The sequence below is a fragment of the Microbacterium sp. NPDC087589 genome (assembly GCF_044743635.1).
Lineage (GTDB): Bacteria > Actinomycetota > Actinomycetes > Actinomycetales > Microbacteriaceae > Microbacterium.
Genome location: NZ_JBIUWV010000004.1, coordinates 41,853 through 67,152, shown reverse-complemented (window position 1 = coordinate 67,152; position 25,300 = coordinate 41,853). Strand labels below are relative to the sequence as shown.

At 67.8% G+C, this 25,300-nt stretch carries 21 protein-coding genes and 1 pseudogene; 10 read left to right on the top strand and 12 right to left on the bottom strand.

What is annotated here, in order from left to right; genetic code table 11:
- Positions 1–37 precede the first annotated feature (37 nt).
- The 6 genes from ACIOU8_RS10540 to ACIOU8_RS10515 all read right to left on the bottom strand — a co-directional run bounded on the left by ACIOU8_RS10540 (position 38) and on the right by ACIOU8_RS10515 (position 7,122).
- A complete protein-coding gene (locus ACIOU8_RS10540) occupies positions 38–1,147 on the bottom strand; it encodes an ROK family protein (protein WP_400788953.1) in 1,110 nt (369 codons plus the stop codon).
- Positions 1,144–2,259, bottom strand: coding sequence for an ROK family protein (locus ACIOU8_RS10535; RefSeq protein ID WP_400788951.1), 1,116 nt, complete (start codon positions 2,257–2,259; stop codon positions 1,144–1,146). The genes ACIOU8_RS10540 and ACIOU8_RS10535 overlap by 4 nt, the downstream gene beginning before the upstream one ends.
- 34 nt (positions 2,260–2,293) lie before the next feature.
- On the bottom strand, positions 2,294–3,751 hold the full coding sequence (locus ACIOU8_RS10530) for a hypothetical protein (protein WP_400788949.1): 1,458 nt from the start codon (positions 3,749–3,751) through the stop codon (positions 2,294–2,296).
- A 51-nt stretch (positions 3,752–3,802) separates the two neighbouring features.
- Entirely contained in the window at positions 3,803–4,711 is a 909-nt protein-coding gene (locus ACIOU8_RS10525) for a carbohydrate ABC transporter permease (RefSeq protein WP_210096808.1), read from the bottom strand.
- Entirely contained in the window at positions 4,711–5,556 is an 846-nt protein-coding gene (locus ACIOU8_RS10520) for a sugar ABC transporter permease (protein ID WP_341956301.1), read from the bottom strand. The genes ACIOU8_RS10525 and ACIOU8_RS10520 overlap by 1 nt, the downstream gene beginning before the upstream one ends.
- A 243-nt stretch (positions 5,557–5,799) precedes the next feature.
- The gene (locus ACIOU8_RS10515; RefSeq protein ID WP_400788945.1) at positions 5,800–7,122 is read right to left on the bottom strand and encodes an extracellular solute-binding protein; all 1,323 of its coding nucleotides are present in this window, start codon (positions 7,120–7,122) and stop codon (positions 5,800–5,802) included.
- A 260-nt stretch (positions 7,123–7,382) separates the two neighbouring features.
- Here ACIOU8_RS10515 and ACIOU8_RS10510 point away from each other — a divergent pair, with 260 nt between their 5' ends.
- Positions 7,383–9,023 (top strand): beta-N-acetylhexosaminidase, encoded by a 1,641-nt coding sequence (locus ACIOU8_RS10510; protein ID WP_400788942.1) that lies wholly within the window; start codon positions 7,383–7,385, stop codon positions 9,021–9,023.
- Positions 9,024–9,157: 134 nt separating this feature from the next.
- Here the strand turns inward: ACIOU8_RS10510 and ACIOU8_RS10505 are convergent, their stop codons facing one another.
- Together ACIOU8_RS10505 and ACIOU8_RS10500 are read right to left on the bottom strand one after the other, a co-directional pair.
- Entirely contained in the window at positions 9,158–10,423 is a 1,266-nt protein-coding gene (locus ACIOU8_RS10505) for a hypothetical protein (RefSeq protein WP_400788939.1), read from the bottom strand.
- 157 nt (positions 10,424–10,580) lie between these two features.
- Positions 10,581–11,009, bottom strand: coding sequence for a DUF1761 domain-containing protein (locus tag ACIOU8_RS10500; protein ID WP_400788936.1), 429 nt, complete (start codon positions 11,007–11,009; stop codon positions 10,581–10,583).
- Positions 11,010–11,147: 138 nt separating this feature from the next.
- Here ACIOU8_RS10500 and ACIOU8_RS10495 point away from each other — a divergent pair, with 138 nt between their 5' ends.
- The 3 genes from ACIOU8_RS10495 (at position 11,148) to ACIOU8_RS10485 (ending at position 15,432) form a co-directional block, all read left to right on the top strand.
- Positions 11,148–12,815: an alpha-amylase family glycosyl hydrolase gene (locus tag ACIOU8_RS10495; protein WP_400788934.1), complete on the top strand. Its 1,668-nt coding sequence runs from the start codon at positions 11,148–11,150 to the stop codon at positions 12,813–12,815.
- Positions 12,816–12,905: 90 nt separating this feature from the next.
- Positions 12,906–13,919: a LacI family DNA-binding transcriptional regulator gene (locus ACIOU8_RS10490; protein WP_400788932.1), complete on the top strand. Its 1,014-nt coding sequence runs from the start codon at positions 12,906–12,908 to the stop codon at positions 13,917–13,919.
- A 40-nt stretch (positions 13,920–13,959) separates the two neighbouring features.
- Complete coding sequence (locus ACIOU8_RS10485) at positions 13,960–15,432, top strand: alanine/glycine:cation symporter family protein (protein WP_400788930.1); 1,473 nt, start codon at positions 13,960–13,962, stop codon at positions 15,430–15,432.
- A gap of 36 nt (positions 15,433–15,468) precedes the next feature.
- On the opposite strand, the gene ACIOU8_RS10480 is transcribed toward ACIOU8_RS10485, so the two are convergent.
- Positions 15,469–15,822 carry a MerR family transcriptional regulator gene (locus ACIOU8_RS10480; protein WP_400789465.1) on the bottom strand — a complete coding sequence of 118 codons (354 nt, stop codon included), beginning with the start codon at positions 15,820–15,822 and terminating at the stop codon, positions 15,469–15,471.
- A 164-nt stretch (positions 15,823–15,986) separates the two neighbouring features.
- Here ACIOU8_RS10480 and ACIOU8_RS10475 point away from each other — a divergent pair, with 164 nt between their 5' ends.
- The 3 genes from ACIOU8_RS10475 to ACIOU8_RS10465 all read left to right on the top strand — a co-directional run bounded on the left by ACIOU8_RS10475 (position 15,987) and on the right by ACIOU8_RS10465 (position 20,043).
- Positions 15,987–17,510: a SulP family inorganic anion transporter gene (locus ACIOU8_RS10475; RefSeq protein WP_400788928.1), complete on the top strand. Its 1,524-nt coding sequence runs from the start codon at positions 15,987–15,989 to the stop codon at positions 17,508–17,510.
- Between the two features lie 54 nt (positions 17,511–17,564).
- Entirely contained in the window at positions 17,565–18,458 is an 894-nt protein-coding gene (locus ACIOU8_RS10470; RefSeq protein WP_400789463.1) for a formylglycine-generating enzyme family protein, read from the top strand.
- Positions 18,459–18,543: 85 nt separating this feature from the next.
- Positions 18,544–20,043, top strand: a complete 1,500-nt coding sequence (locus tag ACIOU8_RS10465) for an arylsulfatase (protein WP_400788926.1) — start codon at positions 18,544–18,546, stop codon at positions 20,041–20,043.
- 15 nt (positions 20,044–20,058) lie between these two features.
- On the opposite strand, the gene nhaA is transcribed toward ACIOU8_RS10465, so the two are convergent.
- From nhaA to ACIOU8_RS10450, 3 genes are all read right to left on the bottom strand, one after another.
- Positions 20,059–21,333: a Na+/H+ antiporter NhaA gene (nhaA, locus tag ACIOU8_RS10460; RefSeq protein WP_400788923.1), complete on the bottom strand. Its 1,275-nt coding sequence runs from the start codon at positions 21,331–21,333 to the stop codon at positions 20,059–20,061.
- Positions 21,334–21,397: 64 nt separating this feature from the next.
- Positions 21,398–21,571: a hypothetical protein gene (locus tag ACIOU8_RS10455; protein ID WP_164481681.1), complete on the bottom strand. Its 174-nt coding sequence runs from the start codon at positions 21,569–21,571 to the stop codon at positions 21,398–21,400.
- A gap of 47 nt (positions 21,572–21,618) precedes the next feature.
- Positions 21,619–23,259, bottom strand: a complete 1,641-nt coding sequence (locus ACIOU8_RS10450; RefSeq protein ID WP_400788920.1) for an FAD-dependent oxidoreductase — start codon at positions 23,257–23,259, stop codon at positions 21,619–21,621.
- Between the two features lie 251 nt (positions 23,260–23,510).
- Between ACIOU8_RS10450 and ACIOU8_RS10445 the strand changes: the two genes are divergently transcribed.
- From ACIOU8_RS10445 to ACIOU8_RS10435, 3 genes and pseudogenes are all read left to right on the top strand, one after another.
- Entirely contained in the window at positions 23,511–23,789 is a 279-nt protein-coding gene (locus ACIOU8_RS10445; RefSeq protein WP_400788917.1) for a metal-sensitive transcriptional regulator, read from the top strand.
- Between the two features lie 188 nt (positions 23,790–23,977).
- Positions 23,978–24,208: pseudogene (locus ACIOU8_RS10440) on the top strand (thioredoxin-disulfide reductase); the annotation flags it as partial.
- 32 nt (positions 24,209–24,240) lie between these two features.
- Positions 24,241–25,236 carry a metalloregulator ArsR/SmtB family transcription factor gene (locus ACIOU8_RS10435; protein ID WP_400788915.1) on the top strand — a complete coding sequence of 332 codons (996 nt, stop codon included), beginning with the start codon at positions 24,241–24,243 and terminating at the stop codon, positions 25,234–25,236.
- Positions 25,237–25,300 lie beyond the last annotated feature (64 nt).

Genomic DNA, 25,300 nt, shown 5'->3' with positions numbered 1-25,300 from the left:
CTGGCGGTCTGCGGAGAGCATCCGCAACGGGCCGCGATCAGCGGATGCCGAGCTCCTCGGCGACCACCAGCGCGGTACCGCCGAGCAGGACGATGTCGTCGCCGCGCACCGCCACACGGATCTCGAAGTCGTCGGTCACGATCGCCAGCGCCTCGTGCTCGATCGCCGCGCGCGTCTCGTCGAGGAAGACCCCGCCGACGATGTCGAGGGGTCCGGACAGCACGACCTGCTCGAGCCCGAGAGCGGCGACGACCGGGGTGAGCACACGCCCGAGAGCCCGCCCTGCGCGAGTCAGGATCTCGTCGGCGGATGCGTCGGGCTCCGCGAGCAGGCGACGCACGTAGGGCACCGCGGCCACGACCTCGAGGCAGCCGCGTCGGCCGCATCGGCACACCTCGCCGCCCTCGTCGACGAGCACGTGGCCGATCTCGCCCGCAGTGAAACGGTCGCCGGTGACGAGCGCACCGCCCACGATCACGCCGCTGCCGATGCCCTGACCGATCCGCACGAGCGCCAGGTTGTCGACGCCCGGCTGACCGTAGGTGCGCGCGGCGAGAGCAGCGGCGTTGGCGTCGTTCGCGATGTGGACGGGCACGGAGACCGCGGCCGACAGCGCCGCACCGAGATCGAGCCCATGCCAGTCGAAGGCCACGGCCTCGAGGACGACACCCTCGCCATTGACGACACCGGGAGAGCCGATGCCCACCCCGAGGACCCGCACGGTCGACCGCTTGACCAGCGCCGAGGCCAGCGCACAGACCTTGTCGACCAGCGCGGCGCCCCGAGCGCCGTCGGTGGGCACGCTCGTCGAATGCACCACCTCGCCGTCGAGGTTCATGATCGCCCCGCTCAGCTCCGCGTAGGCCGAGAGGTCGAGTGTGACCACGTGATAGGAATCGGGGTTCAACGCGATGAGGGTGCTCGGTTTTCCGACCCTCCCCTCGGGGCTCGGCCCGCTCTCGCGCACGACCCCCTCGGCCGCGAGGTGATCGACGATGCGCGACACGCTCACCCTGGTGAGTCCGGTCGCTCTGGCGAGGTCCGCTCGACTCATCGCATCACTGCGGAAGAGCGTGCGCAGGATCAGGGAGCGGTTGACCTGCCGGGTGTGCTCCGGCAGGGCCTTCTCGGTGCCGCGGTTCGTCACGAGATGCCCAGTTCCGCCGAGAGCACCGCGACCAGGGGGCCCTGCAGCGCGAGCAGTCCGCCGTCCGAGCCGATCTCGACGCCGATCGTGCTGGTCGTCGACGGAAGCGTGCGGTCGGTCAAACACCGCTGGGCCCGCCGCGCGAACGCCTCGTCGAGGATGTCCTCCGGGCCGACGAGCACGATGCGGGTCGCACCCAGCATCGAGATGATCGGAGCCACGGCAGCGGCGAGCGCGTCCGCCGCGTCGTCCATGACGTCGTCGCGGTTCTCACCGGCGTCGAGGCGCGCGCGCAGCGCCGGTACTGCGACGATCGCGTCGAGGCATCCGGGGCGCCCACACAGACACGTGGTGTCGCGCTTCGGATCCACCACCACGTGGCCGATCTCGCCTGCCATGAAGTCGACGCCGTCGATCAGCGTCTCGCCGATGATCAGCCCCGCCCCCGCTCCACGCTGGATGGTCAGGATCAGGATGCTGCGGCCGTCGTCGTTCTCGCGGAAGGTATGCACCGCGAGAGCCATGCCGTTGGCGTCGTTGACGATGTGCACCGGCAGGCCGAAGCGCTCACTCAGAGCCCCACGCAGGTCAGCGCCGAACCAGCCGAGATGGGGCGCGAAGCGCACGACGCCGTCACGGTCGACCACGCCGGGGCTGCCGACGCCGATCCCGAGGACGGGAGCGGATGCCTCGGCGAGCAGCTCCTCGATCATCGCGATGACGCGCGCGATCGCGTCGTCGCCGCGCTCGGTGAGCGCATCGACCCGGCGTTCGTGCGACACCTCCCCGCGCAGGTTCATGACCGCACCCCGGAACGACTGCGCGTCGGAGAGGTCGAGGCTGATGATCGAGCGGGAGTCGTCGTCGAGCGCGACCAGCGTGGCCGGCTTTCCAACGCGGCCCTCCGCCGCATGCCCCGCCTCGACGAGGATGCCCTGATCGATCAGCTCGCCGACGATGGTCGAGACGGTGACCTTGTTGAGCCCCGATCCGCGGGCGATGTCCGCCCGACTGCGCGGCCCCTCGTGGAACAGCGTCTGCAGCAGCATCGCGCGATTGCGCACGCGATTGTGCTCGGGGAGCGCCTTGGTCGTGATGCGGAGATCGGCCACAGCCCATTGTCTCCCGCCCGCCCCGGGATCGGCATCACCTCGCGGCATGACGACGTCGCAGCAGGGTCACCCCGACGAGGAGCGCGAACCCGGCGACGCCGATCGCGACGACCGGGGCCTCGGAACCGCTCTCGGCCAGGACATCGTCGGATGCGTCGGCGATCGGCGCGACGCCTTCACCTTCGCCCTCGCCCTCGGGGCTCGGGACCGTCGGCGTCTCGGAGTCCACCTCGAGGCGGAACGGGTTGTACCCCGTGACCGCGAGGAGGTACCACGCGGTCGCTCCGGTGTGGAGGCTCGAGTAGTAGAGGTCACCGAACCCGGTGTCGAGTCCGTCGCTCGACGACGCGACGATCCCTCGGCCGTCGCCGTTCGCGGCCTGCCGCTGCGCGAGTTCCGCCGAAGCGAGGATCGACTGCGTGTAGTCCGCGTCGCCGGCGGAGTCGCGGGTGCGCAGAGCGAGAGCCAGCTGCCCCGACCCCTCGAACCAGACCTTCGACACATCGGCGCTGCTGAACGCCGGCCCCGCGTACGGACCGTCGGTCGCGTGCAGGTTCTCGACCGTCCATGCCAGCGCGGACGCATATCGGTCGTCGAGCGTCGCGAGGTAGCTCCAGGTCTGAGGGTCCTCGGGGATCGGGTAGTAGTTCGTCGAGACGCCATCCGGATGGGTCCCCGTCCACAGGTGGCCGTCCTCGGTCTGCATCGCGGCGACGAAGCCCGCGGCGACGGCCGCCCGATCCGCCCACACCGCATCGCCGGTGAGCGCAGACATCTGCGTGAAGAAAGCGGCGACATCGATGTTGTGCTCGGTCGACTTGAAGGTGAACGGGTTGCCGTCGGCATCCTGTCCGCCGGTGTAGCCGAAGGGCGCCCGCTCGGTGTCGGCCGTGTTCTGCTGGATCCAGTCGGCCAGCCGCAGGGCTCCGTCGAGGTACTTCCGTTCGCCGGTGACGTCGAAGAGACGGACGAGCGCCATCCCCACCCACGCCTGATTGCCGGTGTTCGACGCCGAGGATCCGATCTCGACAGCGCCGGCACGGAGGCTCGCAGGCTGATACGACGCCCTGGTGCGCCCGTCGGAGAAGTCCGGGTCGTTCTGCTGCACGAACAGCAGCGCGTCGCCGATCGACTGCGCCCGCCGGATGTCGTCGGGAAGCCCCCTCGCCGCATAGGCCATGACGATCAGCGCGTCGTCGTACAGGAACGACGACGTGAAGTCCCAGTCAGGGGTCGTGAAGAAGCCGCCCTGGTAGCTCCGCGGCAGACACATGCCGTCTGCGCTGCAGTACTCGTCGACCCGGTCGTCGAGGAACTCGTAGGCCAGCGCCGCCGAGTGCTCGTAGTCGACCGTTCCGTCGGGCGCGACGTACCAGTCCACGGTCCCCGCAGCCGCGGCCGCCGCGGGTCCCGCCGAGGAGGGTGCGGCGAGTGCCGGCTGCACACCGGCGCCGATCGTCGCCAGGATCATCAGGGTCGCTGCGGTGGTCATGACGACCGCCTTCGTCTTCGGCCGATCGCGGCCGTTCGTCGCAGACATCGGTCAGCCCTTCACGGCGCCGGCGGACATGCCGGTCACCAGGTTGCGTTGGATGATCATGAAGAAGACGACGACAGGGAGAGCGAACAGCGTCGCTGCGGCCATCTGCCCGCCGTAGTCCGTGCCCATCTCGCCGCCGACCGAGACGGTGAAGGAGTTCAACCACACCGGCAGCGTGTAGTTCGCCTGATCCTTCATGAACGTGAACGCGACGATGTAGTCGTTCCAGGCGGCGATGAACGCGAACACGCTGCTCGAGATGATGCCGGGCATCACGAGCGGGAACAGCACCCGGGTGAGCACCTGCCACGTCGTGGCGCCGTCGATGCGGGCGGCCTCGTCGAGCTCGATCGGGATGGCGAGGAAGAACCCGCGCATGACCCAGATCGAGAACGGGAGCACGCTCGCGACGTACGAGAGGATCAGGCCCCAATAGGTTCCCAGGAGTCCCATCGAGTTGAAGATCAGGAACTGCGGGATGAGCAGCGCTGTGCCCGGCAGCATCTGGACGATGAGGATGAGCACCAGGATGGGCCGACGTCCGCGGAACCGGAACCGCGACAGCGCGGCCGCCGCGAACAGGCCGAGCACGATCGCGAACACCACCGCACCGGTGACGACGATCACGGAGTTCTGCAGATAGATGTGGAACTGGCCCTTGCCGATCGCCGTGAAGAAGTTGTCGAGCGTGGGCGACTCGGGCAGGAAGTGCGGCGTGCTGCTGAGCATCTCCGACCGCGGCTTGAACGCGGTGTTGATCATCCAGTACACCGGGAACGCCCACACGATGCAGAAGAGGATCGCGATGCTGCTGCTGACCCAGGGGGTGCGGCGTCGGCGTCGCCGGCGTCCCGTGGCGGTCGTCGTGGTCGTGGTCGCCGCGGGAGCCGGGGCGGTGGTCGTCGTGGTCATCAGAGGTCCTCTCCCGACCGCACGAGGTGTCGGATGTACACGGCGCTGAGCGCCGCGAGGATGACGGTCGAGGCCACGGCGATCGCCGACCCCGCACCGATCTGCAGGTTGCCGGAGAACGCCGTCGTGTAGGTGAAGACGCCGAGTGTCGAGGTCGCGCCGTCGGGCCCGCCCTCGGAGATGAGCCAGATCTGGTTGAAGACGTTGAAGTCCCAGATGATCGAGAGCATCGTCACGAGCAGGATCGTCGGTGCGATCGAGGGCAGCACGACGACGCGATAGATGCGCCATTCGGATGCCCCGTCGAGTCGGGCGGCCTCCTTCAGCTCGACCGCGACCTGCGTCTCGGCGGCGTACAGGGTCAGCGCGATGAAGGGGACGGCCTGCCAGACGACCAGCAGCCAGATGCAGACCCACGCGAGCACCGGATCGGACGACCAGTCCTTGCTGGTCATGTCGCCGAAGATGCCGAGCTGCGTGAGCATCCAGTTGATCACGCCGTACTGCGGCTGGAAGAGCCACGACCAGACGATCGACGAGGCGACGTTCGGCATCGCCCAGGCCAGGATCAGCACGACGGTGGTGAGATAACGGATGCCGGAGGGCAGGCGCGTCATGAGATGCGACATCCCCGCGCCGATCGCCACACTGCCCACGACGAGCGCCGCCGTGAAGACGATCGTGCGCGTGAGGGACAGCCAGAACTCCCGGTCGGCCAGCACCGCGGCGTACTGATCCAGACCGACGAAGTCGAAGGCTCCCGTGAACAGCGTCCGCTGGTTGTAGTTCGTGAAGGACGTGAAGACGAGGAAGCCGATCGGCAGCAGGGTGACGAACAGGATCATCAGGCCCGCCGGCGTCAAGAGCCAGAACGGGGCCGTGCTCCGGCGGCTGCTCGCCGTACGCCGAGCGCGGGGGGACGGGGGACGAGGTGTTCGCGTCTTCACTGACGGCGGTGACACGACGGGTGTGGTGACCACGGGTTCGCCTTTCGGTGGTCGGGGCACCGCCGGTTCACGGGGCCGAGGAAGTGCTGGGTGGGAGGATGCCGCACGTCCGCGATGCGCGGGCGCGCGGCATCCGAAGTGCTACTTGGTGTTGAGCGTCTTGTCGGCCGCATAGTCGAAGGCGGTCGCCGCCTCGTCGACGGACTTCGAACCCGAGGCGATCGAGGAGAACAGGTTGTTGATGTCCTTATTGCTCTCGATCGTGGTCCAGTTGGCGTTGGCCGGCGTGGCCTTCGACCGGAGTGCGGCAGTGAAGAAGCTCACCTTGACGTCGTCCAGCGTCTCCTGCGCGAACTCGATCCCCTCCGTGCTGTTCGGGATCCACCCGTCGACGCCGAACACGAAGTCGTTCTGAACCTCGGGGCTGGCGGCGATCTTGACCCAGTTCAGGGCGAGATCCGAGTTCTGCGACTTCACCGGGATCGCCCAGTCCGAGCCTCCGAGCATGACCGGCTGAGCCTCGCCCGAGAGGCCGGGGAACGGGAAGGATCCGAGGTCCGGCTCGAGATCCGGGTTGATCTTCAGGATCGCGCCGGTGTTCGTGTTGAGGATCGCCGAGGTCTTCCCGTCAGCGAAGATCTGACCCTGGTTCGGCTCGAAGGTGTCGAGAGTCGCGGATGCCGCGGTGGAGTACGTGTTCTGGAACTCCTTGAACGCCTCGAGGCCTTCGAGCGCCTCGTCCGAGCCGAAGCCCGAGGTCCATTCGCCGTCCTTGTCGGTCGCGATGTCTCCACCGGCGTCCCAGACGAACTGCATTCCCGCGTAGAAGTACTGACCAGGCAGGTAGAACGGCGAGAAGTCGGGCGTCTGCGCGTTGGCTGCCGCGACCTTGTCGAGAGCCGCTGTCAGCTCGTCATACGTGGTCGGGACCTCGGTGACGCCCGCTTCCGCCCACATCTTCTTGTTGTAGATCACGGCGCGAGCACCGGCGAATCCGGGTACCCCGTAGAGGCTGCCATCGATCGTCGCGGGGTCGACGAGTCCGTCGAGCCAGGTCTGGCCCTGGGCCAGGTCGTCCTTGTACGCCGTGAGGTCGAGCAGTCCGCCGTTCGCGGCGTAGCTCGCGATCTGCGTGTTGCCCATGTCGATCACATCGGGCGGGGTGTCGGTGGCGAGGGCCGTCGTGACCTTCGTGGTGATGCCGTCCCAGGTCTGCTTCTGGAGGTTCACCTCCGCGCCCGTCTCCTCGGTGAAGCGCTTGTTGATCTCGTCGAGCGTGTCGGGCGTGTAGTCGCCGTCCATGACCCAGACCGTGAGCGTCTCGCCCGATCCGTCGACCTCGGGGACCTTTCCGTCGCTGGGGGCACCGGCGTTGCCGGCACCGGCCGAACCGGAACACGCGCTGAGGGCGAGAGCGGAGACGATGCCGATGGCACCGAACGTCGCCAACTTCTTGATTGCCACTGAATTCTCCTTGGTAGGTGGGATACCGCGAACGGATACGTCGATGTGTCGTTCGTGAAAGTTAGTACACATCTGTTGCATATCCGTTGTCAATCATTATGTTGGCATTTATAGATCTGTTAGGTTTCAGCGTTATGACGGCATTGTTTCGCTTCCGGCGACGATCTTGGCCGTTGAATTAGGTCACTTTATTTACTAACTATTAGGGCATGTAACCAACTAATTCGTGCCCACCCGAAACACTCAGGGAGTTCGCCCGAATGTCGACCCTTCTTCCTCGACCCACGACCCAGATCACGTCCCCCGGCGAGTTCGAGCTCACCGCGGATGCCGCGATCTCGACCCACCCCGACCTCGCTCAGCCGGCCCTGAGACTGCAGGAGCGACTGCGGGCGACGACCGGGTTCGTGCTTCCGCTGAGCGTGTCCGACACCGCGTCGCGCGACGCCGCGAGCATCCGTCTGGATGTCGATCGGTCGCTCGCCGACGAGGCCTTCGATCTCGAGACCACGCCGGCGTCGATCCACCTCGCGGCGTCGACCGAGCGAGGCGGACACTGGGCCGTCCAGGCCCTGCTGCAGCTGTTCCCGGCAGCGGTGTACCGCCGCTCGCCCTTCGCGACGGCACACTGGACCACCCCCGCCACGCGTGTGCAGGACGCCCCGAAGTTCCCGTGGCGCGGAGCCATGCTCGACGTCGTCCGCCACTTCGCACCGACCCGTGACGTGCTGCGGTTCATCGACCTGCTGGGGATGCACCGCCTCAACACCCTGCATCTGCACCTCACCGACGACCAGGGCTGGCGGGTCGAGATCACCAAGTACCCCCGCCTCACCGAGGTGGGAGGCTGGCGCCCCGAGACCCAGCTCGGAGCGGAGCACGGATCCGACACCGACGGGCGACCGCACGGCGGCTTCTACACGCAGGACGACATCCGCGAGATCGTGGCGTACGCGACCGCACGCGGGATCACCGTGGTGCCCGAGATCGAGCTCCCGGGCCATGCGCAGGCGGCCGTGGCCGCGTATCCCGAGCTGGGTGTCGGCGACGCCGACGGCGCACCGACCACCCCGTGGACCCGCTGGGGCATCAATCCGGTGATCTTCAACGTCGAGGAGTCGACCATCCGGTTCCTGTCGGACGTGCTCGACGAGATCGTCGACCTGTTCCCCTCGGAGTACATCTGCATCGGCGGAGACGAGTGCCCCAAGATCCAGTGGGTCGAGGACGAGCGGACCCAGGATCGGATGCGGGAGCTCGGCCTGCACGACGAGGAGGAGCTGCAGAGCTGGTTCGTCAGCCGCATCGGGCAGCACCTGGCGTCGCGCGGGCGCAAGCTGCTCGGCTGGGACGAGATCCTCGAGGGAGGGCTCGCCGACGGTGCGACCGTGCTCTCCTGGCGCGGCAATGTCGGCGCTGTCACCGCTGCCCGCTCGGGGCACGACGTGGTCGCCTGCCCGGAAGACACGGTGTACCTCGACTATCGCGAGTCCGACCTCGACTCGGAGCCCATCCCGACCGGCACCGTGACGACGGTCGAGAAGGCGTACTCCTTCGATCCCGTGCCCGCGGAGCTCGACGCCGACGAGGCGCGACACGTGCTCGGCGGCCAGGCGAACCTCTGGACCGAGCACATCGACTCGATGCGGGGGCTCGATTACCGCGCGTTCCCGCGTCTGTCAGCCGTGGCCGAGGCGCTGTGGACCACAGGCGACCGCGACTACGCCGAGTTCGCTCCACGGTTGACCGAGCACCTGGCCCGCCTGGAGGCCGCCGGTGTCGAGTACCGGCGTGCAGACGGCCCGCTGCCCTGGCAGGAGCGCCCGGGAGTGAGCGGACGAACCCGGTCGGCCGAGGAGGCGGCCGCGCATCTGGCCCGGATCACCGCGAACATCGGCTGAGCCGACCACCGCACCTGTTCGGGCGGAGCTCTCGCCCACGGGAGGAACGCCGACCTTCGGGAGGAGGGATCCTCGAGATCTCTCCTCCCGAAGGCGGGTTCTCCTCCCGAGACGTCGCTGGCGCGAAGCGCCGGTCAGTCGACCGGGAGGCTGAACGGGTTGTCGCCGGCGGCGGCGAGCAGGTACCAGGCCGTCGCGCCGGTGTGCAGGCTCGCGTAGTAGAGGTCGCCGAAGCCCGAGTCGAGGCCGTCGGTCGAGGTCGCGACGATGCCCTTGCCGTCGCCGTTGGCCGCATCGCGCTGCCCGAAGCGGATGCTGTCGAGCAACGCCTCGGCGCGATCCACGTCGCCCGCGCCATTCCGCAGCTTGAGGGCCAGCGCCAGGTGGCCACTGCCCTCGAACCACACCTTCGACACGTCGGTGTCGCTGATCGACGGCCCCTGGTACTGCCCGTCGGTGGCGATGAGGTTCGCGAGGGTCCAGTCGAGTGCCGTGTCGTATCGGGCGTCGCCGGTCGCGAGCGAGGTCCAGGTCTGCGAGTCCAGGGGCACCGGGTGGGTGTTCACGGTGGAGCCGTCCAGGAGCGTCCCCGTGTCGACGTGGCCGTCCGCGCTCTGCATCGCGGCGACGAAGTCAGTGGCGACCGCAGCACGAACGGCCCAGACGGGGTCGCCGGTGAGCTGCGCGAGCTGGGTGAAGAACCCGGCGATGTCGCTGTTGTGCTCGGTCGACTTCCACACGAGCGAGGTGCCGTCTTCGAGCTGCCCGCCCGTGTAGCCGTAGGGGGCACGGGTCATGTCGGCGGTGTTCGTCTGGATCCACTGCGCGATCCGCACCGCGCCGTCGAGGTACTTCTGCTCGCCCGTCGCGTGAAAGAGCCGCGTGAGTGCCATGCCCACCCAGGCCTGGTTGCCGGTGAAGGTGCCGGGGCCGGTGATCTCGACACGTCCCTGCCGGATGCCGTGCGGCTCGTACGAGGTGCGCACGCGCCCGTCGCCGATCGGATCCTCGTCCTGCACGAACAACAGGGTGTCGCCGACCGCCTGCGCGCGGCGGATGTCGTCGGGAAGGCCCCGCGCCGTGTACGCGATGACGACGAGAGCGTCGTCATAGACGAACGAGGGCGTGAAGTCCCAGGTCGGCAGGTCGGTGAAGAACCCGCCCTGGTAGCTGCGAGGCAGGCAGTGGCCCGCGCCGTCGCAGAACTCGTCGACACGTGCGTCGAGGAACTCGTAGGCCAGCGAGACCGACAGCGTGGGATCGGGGGCGGCACCTGCCGCGGTCGGGTCGTCCGGCGTCGCATCGCCGGATGCGGCGGATGCAGCGCCCGCGACCAGCGCCGCGGCGACGAGCGCGGCAGCGATCATCCACGGAGCCGAACGGCGCGTTGAACCCGACATGATGACCCCCTCGGTCTGAACAGCGGTCCGAGTGCGGGCCCCGCAGGCGACCAGGAGGTCACGAGCAAAATGCTGGCATACCAGGAAGTCTCGACGGAAGTGGCAAAGGTCTAGATCTCGCCGCTTCTGCGATGTCCGGTTTCGCCGGCAGCGAGGGCTAGCCGAGCGCCGGCGGCCAGACGCCGATGATCAGCGCCATGACCACGATCGTGACGAGCTCGTGGGCGATGTTCATGGTGGTCAGCGCGGTCGGGCGCCCCTCGAACGCATCGTGGGTGATGAACCGGGCGGCGGTGAATCCGGCCCACAGCAGCACACCGGTGACGACGGCGGCCCAGAAGAACGACCCCTCGTAGAAGTGCCAGGCGATGGCGGAGGCTCCGGCCAGCACCCAGGCCGTCGCGAAGCTCACGAACACGGTGGTGATGATCGCCATCGTCGCGCTCGATCCCGGCCGGTCCATGTCGACGTTCGCGAGCTTCGACCAGCGCGTGCCGAACACCTTCGGGGAGTACCAGATCGTGCCGACGATCATGCTCGAGGCGGTCGCGAGCAGAACGGCCCAGTAGTTGATCTCGGGAACCATGACAGCCTCCAGTCGTCGGATGCCCGAAGCCTACTCCCGGCCTGCAAGTCGCCGTGGAGCGACCTGGAATATCGCGTTCCCGAAACGATTCGATCGCAATGGTGGCAGACCTGCAAGCGTTTGCACTAATCTGGGGCCATGGCACAGCTTGAGCAGATCGCAGCCCCCGGTTCCGAGTGGTGGCGCACCGCCGTCATCTACCAGATCTACCCCCGTTCGTTCGCCGACGCCTCTGGCGACGGCATCGGCGACCTGCCCGGCATCACCGGCCGGCTCGACTCCCTGAAGGAGCTCGGCGTCGACGCGATCTGGCTGAGCCCGTTCATGACGAGCCCGCAGCGCGACGCGGGCTACGACGTCGCCGATTACCGCGACGTCGACCCGCTCTTCGGCACCCTCGACGACTTCGACACGATGCTCAACGCAGCGCACACGCGCGGCATCCGCGTCGTCGTCGACCTGGTGCCCAACCACTCGTCCGCTCAGCATGCCTGGTTCCAGGCGGCGCTGAAGGCCGCCCCCGGCAGCCCCGAGCGCGCGCGGTACATCTTCCGCGACGGCAAGGGGAAGAACGGCGAACTCCCCCCGAACAACTGGGAGTCCGTCTTCGGCGGCGGCATGTGGGAGCGCGTGACCGAGGCCGACGGCACGCCCGGGCAGTGGTACCTGCACATCTTCGACCCGACGCAGCCCGACTTCGACTGGAACAACGAAGAGGTGCGTGAGGAGTTCCGCTCGATCCTGCGGTTCTGGCTCGACCGCGGCGTCGACGGCTTCCGCGTCGATGTGGCCCACGGCATGATCAAGGCCGAGGGACTGCCCGACTACACCCCGCCGGCCGACGCCGACTCGATGGGCGGCGGCGAGGCTGACGTGCCGTACTGGGGCCAGGACGGCGTGCACGACATCTACCGCGATTGGCACCGGGTACTCGCCGAGTACGACGGCGACCGCGCACTGTGCGGCGAGGCCTGGATGCCGACGCTGAAGCAGACCGCTCTCTGGGTGCGTCCCGACGAGATGCACCAGACGTTCAACTTCCCGTATCTGATGACCGAGTGGGATGCGAAGGCCCTGGGCGACGTCATCCGCGAGTCGCTCGACGCGTTCGGCGCCGTCGGCGCTCCGAGCACCTGGGTGCTGTCGAACCACGACGTCGTGCGCCATGCTTCGCGCCTCGCGCTCACCGACGACAACCCGCAGGGCGAGGGCATCGGCCCGAACACCCCGCACAAGCCCGACACCGCCATCGGTCTCGCCCGCGCCCGCGCGGCGACCACAGTGATGCTCGCACTGCCCGGCTCCGCCTACCTGTACCAGGGCGAGGAGCTCGGCCTGCCGGAGGCGATGGAGATCCCCGACGCATTCCGACAGGATCCGACGTGGTTCCGCACGAACGGAGAGCGTTACGGACGAGACGGATGCCGTGTGCCGCTGCCGTGGGAGGCGGATGCTCCGGCCTTCGGCTTCAACGAGACCGGCGCGTCGTGGCTGCCCCAACCGGCCGACTGGGCCTCGTACTCACGCGATGTCGAAGAGGTCGACCCCTCCTCGACGCTCGCGCTCTACAAGCGCCTGCTCGCCGGACGCCGCGAGTACGGCTTCGGCAGCGGCTCGCTGGTGTGGGAGGACGCAGGAGCGGATGCGGTGGCCTTCCGCCGCGGCGACGTGCACGTGCTCGCCAACCTGGGCACCGAGCCTCTCCCGCTGCCGGCCGGCGCGTTCGTGATCCTGCAGAGCCAGCTGTTCGACGGCGGCGCTGTGCCGGTCGATACGGCCGTCTGGTACACCACGACCGCGGCGTGACGTCGCATCACGCTCCGGTCGCAGTTCGCGCCGCCCACGGCACCGCCCGACGGCACGAACTGCGACCGGAGCGGTTCAGAGAGGAATCCCATGGCGAGCATCGATGAGGTCGCCCGGCTCGCCGGCGTCTCGACGGCGACGGTCTCGCGTGCTCTGAGCGGCCGGGGTCATGTGTCGGAGTCGGCACGCCAGCGCGTGCAGGAGGCGGCGTCGGCACTCGGCTACGTGGTGTCGTCTCGCGCCTCGAGCCTGGCATCGGGTCGCACCCGCAACATCGGTGTGGTGGTTCCCTTTCTCGACCGCTGGTTCTTCAGCACCGTGCTGTCGGGGGTGTCGTCCGCGCTGATGCGCGAGGGCTACGACATCACCCTCTACAACATCACCGCCGACAAGGATGTGCGCCGCCACGTGTTCGACACGTTCCTGCGGCGCCAGCGGGTGGACGCCGTGATCGCGGTGTCGATCGAGCTCGATGCCGATGAGACGCAGCACCTGCTCGACCTCGGCCTGCCGGTGATCGCGATCGGCGGTCCGAACCCGAAGCTCGACACGCTCACCGTCGACGACGTCGCCGTCGCGCAGCTCGCCACCGAGCACCTGATCGGTCTCGGGCACCACGACATCGCCCACATCGGCGCGAACCCCGAGTTCGACATCGACTTCCACATCCCGACGAACCGTCGCCTGGGCTTCGAGAAGGCACTGGCCAGGGCCGGCATCCCTCTGAACCCCGCCTTCCTCGAACCCGCCGACTTCACCGTGGAGGGCGGATACCGTGCGGCGAAGCAGCTGCTCGGGCGCCCGGGGCCCCGGCCCACCGCCGTATTCGCGGCATCCGATGAGATGGCCATCGGAGCCATTCTCGCCGCCCGCGACCTGGGCTTCGCCGTGCCGGACGACCTCTCGATCGTCGGTATCGACGGCCATGAGCTCGGTGAGTTCTTCCGCCTGACGACCGTCGACCAGTTCCCGCTGGGTCAGGGCGAGCGCGCGGCCGATGCCGTGCTCGCCAGGCTCTCAGACGGCGAGGCCGCCGGAATTCCTGCGGCGCTCCCCTACGAGCTCAACGTCCGGGGAACGACCGCTCGGCAGCTCTCCGACTGAAATATCGCGCCCAAGACCGCCATGCCGCCATACTGATCCGATGGACGCGCTCAACGACTTCGTGGTGTTTGCCGGCGACAAGCTCTGGACGTGGGCCGTGTTGCCCCTTCTGCTGGTGCTGGGCCTCTACTTCACCTTCCGCTCGGGGGTGGTGCAGTTCCGCATGATCCCCGACATGTTCCGCACGCTCACGAACAAGACACCGCGGGATGAGAGCGGCGAACCGCAGTCCGTCTCGGCGTTCCAGGCGTTCACCATCTCGGCGGCGTCACGAGTCGGCGTGGGGAACATCGCGGGTGTGGGCACCGCCATCGCGATCGGCGGGCCGGGAGCCGTGTTCTGGATGTGGACGATGGCGTTCATCGGAGGAGCCTCGAGCTTCATCGAGTCGACACTCGGCCAGGCCTTCAAGGTGCGCGACAAGGAGGGCTTCCGTGGCGGCCCCGCGTATTACATGCAGCACGGGCTGAAGGCGCGCTGGATGGGCATCGTGTTCGCCTGCGTGCTGATCCTCTGCTTCCCTCTGTCGTTCAACTCGCTGCAGGCCAACACCATCAGCGCGACCATCTCGGGCAGCTTCGGCGGCGAGGTCGGCTGGATCCCCTGGGCCGTCGGCGGCGTCCTGGCCGTTCTCACGGCGCTGGTCATCTTCGGAGGCCTGCGACGCATCGCAAGCGTGACCCAGTCGGTCGTCCCCGCGATGGCGCTCATCTACCTGCTCCTCGGTCTCGTGATCGTCGGAATGCACTTCGATCGCCTCCCCGATGTCTTCGCCTCGATCTACACGCAGGCGTGGGGCACCCAGGAGGTCGTGGGCGGAACGATCGGCGCGATCATCATGGTCGGTGCTCAGCGCGGCATGTTCTCGAACGAGGCCGGCCTCGGATCGGCACCGAACGCCGGCGCCAGCGCCGCTGTCACCCACCCCGTCAAGCAGGGACTCGTGCAGACCCTCGGGGTGTACTTCGACACGTTCCTCATCTGCTCCATCACCGCCTTCATCGTCCTGGTCGCGACTCCGGATCTCGCCGACGCCGAGCGCGGCATCGTCCTCACGCAGAACGCGCTGGTCAGTTCGCTCGGTTCGTGGTCGAACATCCTGTTGAGCGTCATCATCTTCCTGTTGGCGTTCAGCTCGATCATCGGCAACTACTACTACGGACAGTCGAACATCGAGTTCATCAACCCCAAGCCGATCGTGCTGACGATCTTCCGCACGGTGGTCGTCGCGGTCGTCTTCCTCGGATCGATCGCCTCGGCGGACCTCATCTGGAGCACGGCAGACGGCATCATGGGCGTCATGGCGCTCGTGAACCTGATCGCGATCGGCCTTCTCTCCGGCATCGCCTTCAAGCTGCTCCGTGACTACTCCGAGCAGCGTCGCGCGGGACTCGACCCGGTGTTCACGAGGGCGCGCCTTCCCGAGGTCACCGGCATCCAGTGCTGGGAAGACGAGCTGAGCGTCACCGGCCCGATCCCCGTGCAGGGCGAGCAGCGCAGCCGACGGGGCTGAACCGTCTCGACCCGGATCGCATCAGAGCGATCCGGGTCAGAGCCGCCCCAGCTGCGCGAGGAACTCGTCGGCCATCTCGACCTGGGTCGCGAGCTTCTCGCGCCTCCCGACGGCCTCGTCGCGGATCTGCGAAAGGCGTCCCTGCAGGTCATCGTCGTCGGGTGCCTCTGCGAGTGCGTCGACGACGCCGAGAAGCGCGCTCATCTCTTCGAGCGAGTAGCCCAGGGGCTTCATCCGGCGCACGATCATGAGGCGAGACACGTCGCGCTGGGTGTAGAGCCGAAATCCGCCGTCGGTGCGCCCCGAGGGCTCGACCACGCCGACGTCTTCGTAGTGACGCAGCGTGCGGAGCGACAGCGACGTCAGCTCGGCCACCTCTCCGATGCGCATCATCTTCGCATCCGCCACGGTCACGCCCTCTCGATTCGCACACAAACCTCACGTTACGTTAGAGTCTGTCACGAGCAGCCGCTGCGCTCGCTCCCCCATTCTCTCTCGCCGCGCCTATCGCGGCCCACCGCGCCGCTCTCGGCACGCCGTCCCTCAGGAGCCTCATGACCGCCGTCTCCCCCACGCGCGACAATGCCTCGCGCTACCGCATCGAACCCACCGTCATGCAGGCGCTGCGCAATCCGCGCCTGCTCACCCGCGAGGTGCTGGCAGGCCTCGTCGTCGCCCTGGCGCTGATTCCCGAGGCGATCGCGTTCTCGATCATCGCCGGGGTCGACCCGCGCGTCGGCCTCTTCTCGTCATTCGTGATGGCGGTCGCCATCGCCTTCCTCGGTGGCCGCCCGGCGATGATCACGGCCGCGACGGGGGCGATCGCGCTCGTGATCGCCCCCGTCGCCCGCGAGTACGGGATGGACTACTTCATCGCGACCGTGCTGCTCGGCGGCGTCATCCAGATCATCCTCGCGCTGCTCGGCGTGGCCAAGCTCATGCGGTTCATCCCCCGCTCCGTGATGGTCGGCTTCGTGAACGCGCTGGCGATCCTCATCTTCACCGCTCAGCTGCCGCAGCTCTACGAGGTGCCGTGGCTCGTCTACCCGCTCGTCGCGGTGGGCCTCGCCATCCTCTTCCTGATGCCGCGGATCACGAAGGTGATCCCTGCACCGCTCGTCACGATCGTGCTGCTCACCGCTGCGGTGGTCGTGTTCGGCTGGTCCGTTCCGAACGTCGGTGATCAGGGCGAGCTGCCGCAGAGCCTGCCGGAACTGTTCATCCCGAACGTGCCGCTGACGCTCGAAACCCTCGGCATCATCGCGCCGTACGCTCTCGCCATGGCCGCCGTGGGGCTGCTCGAGTCGCTCATGACGGCCAAGCTCGTCGACGACATCACCGACACCCACTCGCGCAAGACTCGTGAGGCGTGGGGCCAGGGCGCCGCGAACATCCTCTCCGGCGCCTTCGGCGGCATGGGCGGATGCGCCATGATCGGCCAGACGATGATCAACGTGAAGGCGTCCGGCGCCCGCACCCGCATCTCGACCTTCCTCGCGGGCGTCTTCCTGCTCATCCTCGTGCTCGCGCTCGGCGACGTGGTCGCGATCATCCCGATGGCGGCGCTCGTCGCCGTGATGATCCTCGTCTCGATCGCGACCTTCGACTGGCACAGCATTCGCCTGTCGACCCTGAAGCGGATGCCGAAGAGCGAGACCGCTGTCATGCTCATCACCGTCGTCGCGACCGTCTGGACCCACAACCTCGCTATCGGCGTCGCGCTCGGTGTGCTCGCCGCGATGGTGATGTTCGCGCGCCGCGTGGCCCACTTCGCCACAGTGACCCGCAGCCTGACGGGCGAGGGCGATGGAGCGACCGCCCACTACGAGGTCGTCGGCGAACTCTTCTTCGCATCGAGCAATGACCTGACGACGCAGTTCGAGTACACCGACGACCCGTCGGTCGTCGTGATCGACATGACGCGCTCGCACATCTGGGATGCGTCGACCGTCGCTGCGCTGGATGCCGTCGTCACGAAGTATGAACGCCTCGGCAAGGCCGTGTCGATCCTCGGCCTCAACGACACCGCAGCGGCATTCCACCGGCGCCTCAGCGGCAATCTCGGCGCCGACCACTAGAAGCACTCACGCGCCGTGACCGCTACGCTGGCGCGGGTGACGAACTTTCGCGACATGGTGCTCATCCCCGGCGGGACCTTCCGCATGGGCTCGGAGGACTTCTATCCCGACGAGCGCCCGGTGCACGAACGCGAAGTCGCCTCGTTCGAGATCGACCGCTACGAGGTGACGAACGCCCAGTACGCGGAGTTCGTCGATGCCACGGGCTACGTCACCGTGGCCGAGCGTCCGCTCGACCCTGCGGCCTTCCCCGACGCCGATCCCCAGGACCTCGTGCCCGGTTCCATGGTGTTCACACCTACCGCCGGTCCGACCGACCTCCGCAACTGGCGCAACTGGTGGCGGTGGCAGGCGGGGGCGTCGTGGCGGCATCCGTTCGGTCCCGACTCCTCGATCGACGACCGGATGCAGCATCCGGTCGTGCACGTCGCATTCGAGGATGCCGTCGCCTACGCCGACTGGGTCGGGATGCGGCTGCCCACCGAGGCCGAGCACGAGTACGCCTCCCGAGGCGGTGTCGACAACGCACCATTCGCCTGGGGCGATGAGCCCTATCCCGGCGGCGAGGCGCAGGCCAATTCGTGGCTGGGCCGTTTCCCCTATGACAATCAGGGCGTGGGCGGCACAGCACCGGTCGGGTCATACGCTCCCAACGGCTACGGTCTCTACGACATGATCGCGAACGTGTGGGAGTGGACGAGCGACTTCTACACCCCGCGGCATCTGAAGCTGTCCGACAAGCCTGTCGACCCCGGGAAGCGAGCGAATCTGCTCGCCGCGGCGAGCGCTCAGGAGGGATTCCCGAGCATCCCGCGCCGCGTGCTCAAGGGCGGGTCGCACCTCTGCTCCCCTGACTACTGCCTGCGTTTCCGGCCAGCCGCACGGTCGCCGCAGGCCGAGGACACCGGTATGTCGCACATAGGATTCCGCCTCACCCGTTCCGTGTGAGGCAGCGATGGGCATGGCCCACTGCTCCTGATTGGCTGAGTCGCACGGGCGCCTGCCCGGCTGCACCGCCGACCGAGGAGCGATCATGTCCGACAAGCCCAACATCCTCATCATCTGGGGAGATGACATCGGAATAGCCAACCTGAGCACGTACAGCGACGGGCTCATGGGCTATCGGACGCCGCACATCGATCGGATCGCCGACGAAGGCGTGAAGTTCACGGACTACTACGGCGAGCAGAGCTGCACCGCCGGCCGCGCGGCGTTCATCACCGGGCAGAATCCGTACCGCACGGGCTTGACGAAAGTGGGCATGCCGGGAGCACCCCTGGGCCTGCAGGCCCAGGATCCGACGATCGCCGACGCCCTCAAGCACCACGGCTACGCCACGGGCCAATTCGGCAAGAACCACCTCGGCGACCGGGATGAGCATCTGCCGACGGCCCATGGCTTCGACGAGTTCTTCGGAAATCTCTATCATCTCAACGCCGAGGAGGAGCCGGAGCACCCCGACTACCCGACCGATGAGGAGTATCCCGGATTCAGCGAGAAGTTCCGCCCTCGTGGCGTGATCCACTCGTGGGCGAACGACGACGGCAGCCAGCGCATCGAAGACACCGGCCCACTGACGAAGAAGCGCATGGAGACGGTCGACGAGGAGTTCCGCGATGCGGCGGCCGACTTCATCCGCGCCCAGGCCGACGATGACACACCGTTCTTCGTGTGGTTCAACTCGACCCACATGCACTTCCGCACGCACACGAAGGAGGAGAGCAAAGGGCGGGCCGGGCGCTGGCAGTCGGAATACCACGACACGATGCTCGATCACGACGACGTCGTGGGCAGCCTGCTTGACCTGCTCGACGAGCTCGGTCTCGCCGAGAACACGATCGTGATGTACTCGACCGACAACGGTCCTCACATGAACAGCTGGCCGGATGCCGGCATGACGCCGTTCCGCAACGAGAAGAACTCCAATTGGGAGGGCGCATACCGAGTGCCGGCCATGGTCCGCTGGCCCGGGCACATCCCCGCCGGCACGACGCTGAACGGCATCGTCAGCCACAACGACTGGTTCGTCACGCTGCTCGCGGCGGCCGGCGACACCGACATCGCCGACCGCCTGAAGTCGGGCACCGAACTGCACGGCACCGACTTCACGGTGCATCTCGACGGCCACAATCAGCTCGACTACATCACTGGGGCCGTCGAGCACAGTCCGAGAAGGCACTTCTTCTATGTCTCCGACGATGGGGATCTCACCGCGCTGCGCTTCGAGAACTGGAAGCTGGTCTTCCTCGAGCAACGCGCGGTCGGAACCCTGCAGGTGTGGCAGGAGCCGTACATCGAGCTGCGGTTCCCCAAGCTGTTCAATCTGCGCACCGACCCCTACGAGCGTGCCGACATCACCTCGAACACCTACTGGGACTGGGTGCTCGACCACGTCTTCCTCTTCGTCCCGGCGCAGGCCTACGTGGCACGCATGCTGCAGACGCTCACGGAGTTCCCGCAGCGACAGGAATCGGCGTCGTTCACGATCAACCAGGTGATGGCGAAGCTCCAGTCCACGACAGGCAGCTCCTGAGAGGTCCGGCCCCGATCAGGGGCGAAGCTGCGCCCGTCGTGCCGCGGCATTCCGCTGTGCGAGGATGCCGCCGCCGATGACCGCCGCGATGAGCGACCCCAGCAGGACGCCGATCTTGACGTGCTCGTCGGCGACCGAGCTCGACCCGTAGGCGAGCTCGCCGACGAGCAGCGAGACGGTGAACCCGATTCCTGCCAGGAACGCCATGCCGGTCAGGTCGGGCCAGCGCAGCGTCTCGTCGAGGCGGAGCGCCGGCACGCGACTGAGCAGGAAGGTGGTGGCGAGGATGCCGATCGGCTTGCCCAGGACGAGTCCGACGATGATCCCGATCGCGATCGGATCGGTGAGCGCCGACCGCAGTCCCTCGACACCGCCGATCGTGACTCCGGCCGCGAAGAAGGCGAAGACCGGCACCGCGAACAGCGTCGCCACGACGCCCCACCGATCGGCGAAGTGCGGGGCCAGGCCGTCGTACATCGGCTCGCCGTCGGCATCCACGCCCCGGGGCACCCGGGCACGCTCGGTCGGCACGACCGGCACGACGAAGCCCAGCAGCACGCCGGCGACGGTCGCGTGGATGCCGGCAGCGTGGATGCAGACCCAGACCGCTACGGCGAGGGGCAGCAGGATCCACCACGCACGAACGCCCTTCTGCACGAGGAAGGCGAATCCGGCGAGCGGAAGCAGCGCGAGCGTGAGCCACGGGAAGCTGATCGTGTCGGTGTAGAACGTGGCGATGATGGTGATCGCGATCAGATCGTCGATGATCGCGAGCGTCAGCAGGAACACGCGCAGAGCGGGCGGCAGGAACTTGCCGACCACGGCGATCACGGCGACCGCGAAGGCGATGTCCGTCGCGGTCGGGATCGCCCACCCGCGCAGGGCGTCACTGTCGCCGGCGTTGATCACCGCGAAGATGACCGCCGGCACGATCACTCCTCCGACGGCCGCGGCGATCGGCAGGGCTGCCTGACGCGGGTCTCTCAGGCGCCCTGTGACGAACTCCTCCTTCAGCTCGAGACCGACGACGAAGAAGAAGATCGCCAGCAGACCGTCGGCCGCCCAGGCGCCGACGCTGAGGTCGAGGTGCAGTTCGGGGATGCCGAAGGTGAAGTCGCGCACGGACTCGTACCACGACACCGCCGAAGTGTTGGCGAGGATCAGCGCAGCGACGGTGGCGGCGAGCAGCAGCGAACCGCCGAGGACGTCACTGCGGGCGTTGTTTCGGATGCCGCGCCACAGCTCGTGCGGAGCCAGACGGAGGCGGGGGCGGGTGGAAGAAGTGGACACGAAGAGACCTCACGCGAGAGAAGGGGTGAACGGCGTGGAAGACCACGCCTCATCGAGGCGCGGTCTAGTCGCGTGGCGGCGGGCAGCCCGCGATCTCACCGTGTGAGAGCGTGCCCCAGACGCTGGTCCATCCGTTCGTGCCGGGGTGCATGACGACACGCATCGACTTCCTCATCGGGGTCGCCGAACGCAGCTCATGCGGAGCACGCGTCGAGCCGGCGATCGAGAGAAGGGCCACCCCTCGAGCCTACCGCGCGTGGCATCCGCTTCCCTGGGCGTCTGTTCCTACACCGCCGTCCCGTCGCGCCAGGTTCGGTACCCTCCGTCGAGGTTGCACGCGTCGAATCCGTGCTGCAGGAGCAACCGCGTGGCGATATGCCCTCGGAGACCGACCTGGCAGTGCACGACGAGTGGGCCCGCCGGCAGCTCCTCGAAGCGCTCCCGCAGCTCGTCGAGCGGGACGTTGACGGCATCGGGGATGGCCCCTGCAGCGAACTCCGCGGGAGATCGCACATCGACGAGCGTGGCTCCTCCCTGCAGGGCGGCCGCGAGTTCATGCCATTGCAGGGAGGCAGTGGTCCCCGTGCGCGTGTTCTCCGCGACATAATCGGCGATGTTGACGGCATCCTTGGCGGAGCCGAACTGCGGAGCGTAGGCGAGTTCGAGGTGCGCGAGCTCGCCTGCGGCGAGACCCGCGTGCATGGCGGTCGCGATCACATCGATGCGCTTGTCGACGCCGTCTCGTCCGACGATCTGCGCACCGAGAATTCGATCGGATACGGGATCTGCGAGCAGCTTGATCGACACCGTCTCTGCACCCGGGTAGTAGCCGGCGTGCGAACCGGGGTGCACGTGCACCACATAGAAGTCCCGATGTGCGGCCCGGAGCTGGCGCTCGCTCCATCCGGTCTTCGCGGCCGCCAGCCCGAAGACCTCGACGATCCCCGTTCCGAGGGCCGGACGCGCCGACTCCGAACGACCGGCGATGACATCGGCCACCATGCGTCCGTGCCTGTTGGCCAGGCCCGCCATGGTGATCAGCGCGGCGTCACCGCCGACCAGCTCCGTCTTCTCCACTCCATCTCCGACGGCGAAGACGTGCGGCGCGCTGGTGCGGCAGGCCTCGTCGACCTGGATTCCGCCCGTCGCGCCGAGCACGAGGCCCGCATCCGCAGCGAGACGCGTCTCAGGCACGACACCCGACGCATCGACGATGAGCTCTGCGGACACGCTCGTGCCGTCGGTGAGCTCGACGACGCCCTTCTGCACATCTGCGACCTCCACGCCGAGGCGCACGTCGACCCCTCGGCCCCGGACCGCCTCGAGCACCTGCGCAGCCATCTCCGCGTCGAGGGGCGACAAGACCTGCGGTCCGCGCTGCACGAGGGTGACCGACGCGTCGCGCGCAACCAGGTTCTCGACGGCCTCGAGTCCCGTGTATCCGCCTCCGACGACCACGACCGGCACACCTGGTCGGTCGAGCGCAGTCGCGATCTCGACGGCATCGTCGACGGTCCGAAGGCTGCGCACCGGAACTCCTCCGGCCGGCTCATCCCGTCGTGGACGCGCGCCCGCCGCCAGGATCAGACGGTCGTAGCTCTCCGTCGTGCGCGCACCGCTGACCAGGTTCACGACCTCGACCCGCATCCTCTCGGTGTCGATGCGCACCACTTCGTGCCGGACTCTCACGTCGAGGCGAAAGCGGCGGTGCAGCGATTCCGGGGTCTGCAGGAGCAGCGACTCGCGGTCGGCGATCACTCCGCCGACGAAGTACGGCAGACCGCAGTTGGCGTACGACACCTCAGGACCCTTTTCGAAGATGACGATCCGGGCGGTGTCATCGAGTCGTCGCAGCCGAGCGGCGGCCGACATCCCGCCGGCCACTCCTCCGACGATCACGACCTTGAGCGGAGCAGACGAGGTCATCGCCGGAACAGACCCGAGAAGAAGCCGCTCTTGCTCTCGGTCTTCTCGTGCCCGGAGCACCACTGCGCGGCGGGGACCGTGCGCCGCACGGACTCCACGTGCTGACCGCACCCGGCCCAGGTCGTCTTTCCACAGGTCCTGCACGTCGCGGGACGGCACATGGTCTCTCCTATCCGTATACCCCGGCGGGTATCCCTGCAAATACCCTAGGGGGTATACTGGGATCTGTCGAATCACGAGAAAGGCGCCCCATGATGACCACAGACCCCGACGTCCAGCGAAAGATCCTCAACCGACTCAAGCGCGCCCAGGGGCAGCTCGCGGCCGTGATCGCCGCCGTGGAACGCGAGGACGACTGCCGGACGGTGGTGACCCAGCTCTCCGCGGTGAGCTCCGCCCTCGACCGTGCCGGCTTTCAGATCATCGCCACAGCCATGAAGGACTGCCTGGCCGACCCCGACCAGCCCGAGGGCGAGCGGGGCGAGGTCTCGATGTCGGAGCTCGAGAAGCTGTTCCTCTCCCTCGCCTGAGCGTCGTCGCCATCGGAGCGGTCCCGCAGAGCGCGGCCGGTCACCGTCGGGTGATCCCCGCGCCCGGCCGACGCGATTGCCGGATTCGGCACGAGCTGGTCGCCAGGTGACCAGCAGGTGAACTCCTCCACGGAGGCTTGTAGAGGATATCGATGAGTGTCAATATAGACACATGTCGATTCAAGAGGGATGCCGACGGCTACGTCGTCGTCGACCACCCCTCGACCCGCACAAACCTCGCGGGAGTCTTCGCCGCCGGGGACCTCGTTGACCACACCTACCGCCAGGCGATCACCGCCGCCGGCACCGGCTGCGCCGCAGCACAGGACTCGCAGCACTACCTCGCGGCGCTCGACGAAGCCATGCGCACCCCGGCAGCCGCCGTCGTCGCGACCGAGAACGAGCCGGTCTTCGCATGAGCACATCCGTTCACCGCTGAAAGGACGCAGTCATGAATGTCACCCTGACGGCCGCAGGCGATACCTGCAGCCCCGTCGCCACCCACGCGATCGGCGCGGAGGCAGCCACATCGGTCGCCTCCACCCTGAAGGCGCTCTCCGATCCGCTCCGGCTCCGGATGCTGTCCGCCATCGCCTCCGACCCTCGCGGCGAGTCCTGCGTCTGCGACCTCGCCGAGCTCGCCGACGTCTCTCAGCCCACCGTTTCCCACCACCTCAAGGTGCTCAAGGATGTCGACGTCCTCACCTCCGAACGGCGCGGCACCTGGGTCTGGTATCGGATCAACCCCAATCGCCGCCGAGCTGTCACCGCGCTCCTGGATTCCTTCGCCCCGGCGACGGTGAGCGAGCCGTGGAGCGAGGACCACGCAGACGTGGGCGCGCGCCCCGATTTCGATGTGCGGGTGACGCATCTCGCCGATGAGCTCGCGGCCGAGGTGCCCGACCTCGATCCTGAGGTCGTGCTCACGATCGTCCGCGAGTCCTACACGTCCCTGGCGCGCAACGCGCGAGTCTCTTCTGCACTCGTCCCTCTCACCGAGCGCTTCGCCCGACAGCGTCTCGCCGATCTCACGCGCGACCGCGATGCGACGCTGCCGCAGGTGCTGTTCGTCTGCGTCGCCAACGCCGGACGCTCGCAACTCGCGGCCGCACTCGTCAATCAGCTCGCCGGCGGCAAGGTCGTCGCACGCTCAGCGGGGTCGAGCCCTGCCGACGTCATCCACCCTCATGTCCGCTCGATCCTCGCCGAGATCGAGGGCGAGCAGTCTGCAGAGCGGTTCCCGAAGCCACTCACCGACGACGCGGTCCGCGCGGCGGATGTCGTCATCACCATGGGCTGCGGCGACGTCTGCCCGATCATCCCCGGCGTGCGCTACGACGACTGGGCCGTCGGTGACCCGGCCCTCGCATCCCGCGAGGGCGTTGAGGCGATCCGCGACGACATCGCGGAACGTGTGCGCATCCTCGTCGAAGACCTCACGCGCTGAATCCCACAGCGCCACGCCGAACTCCACTGAACGACACTGAACCCGCTGAACCCGCTGAACCAGG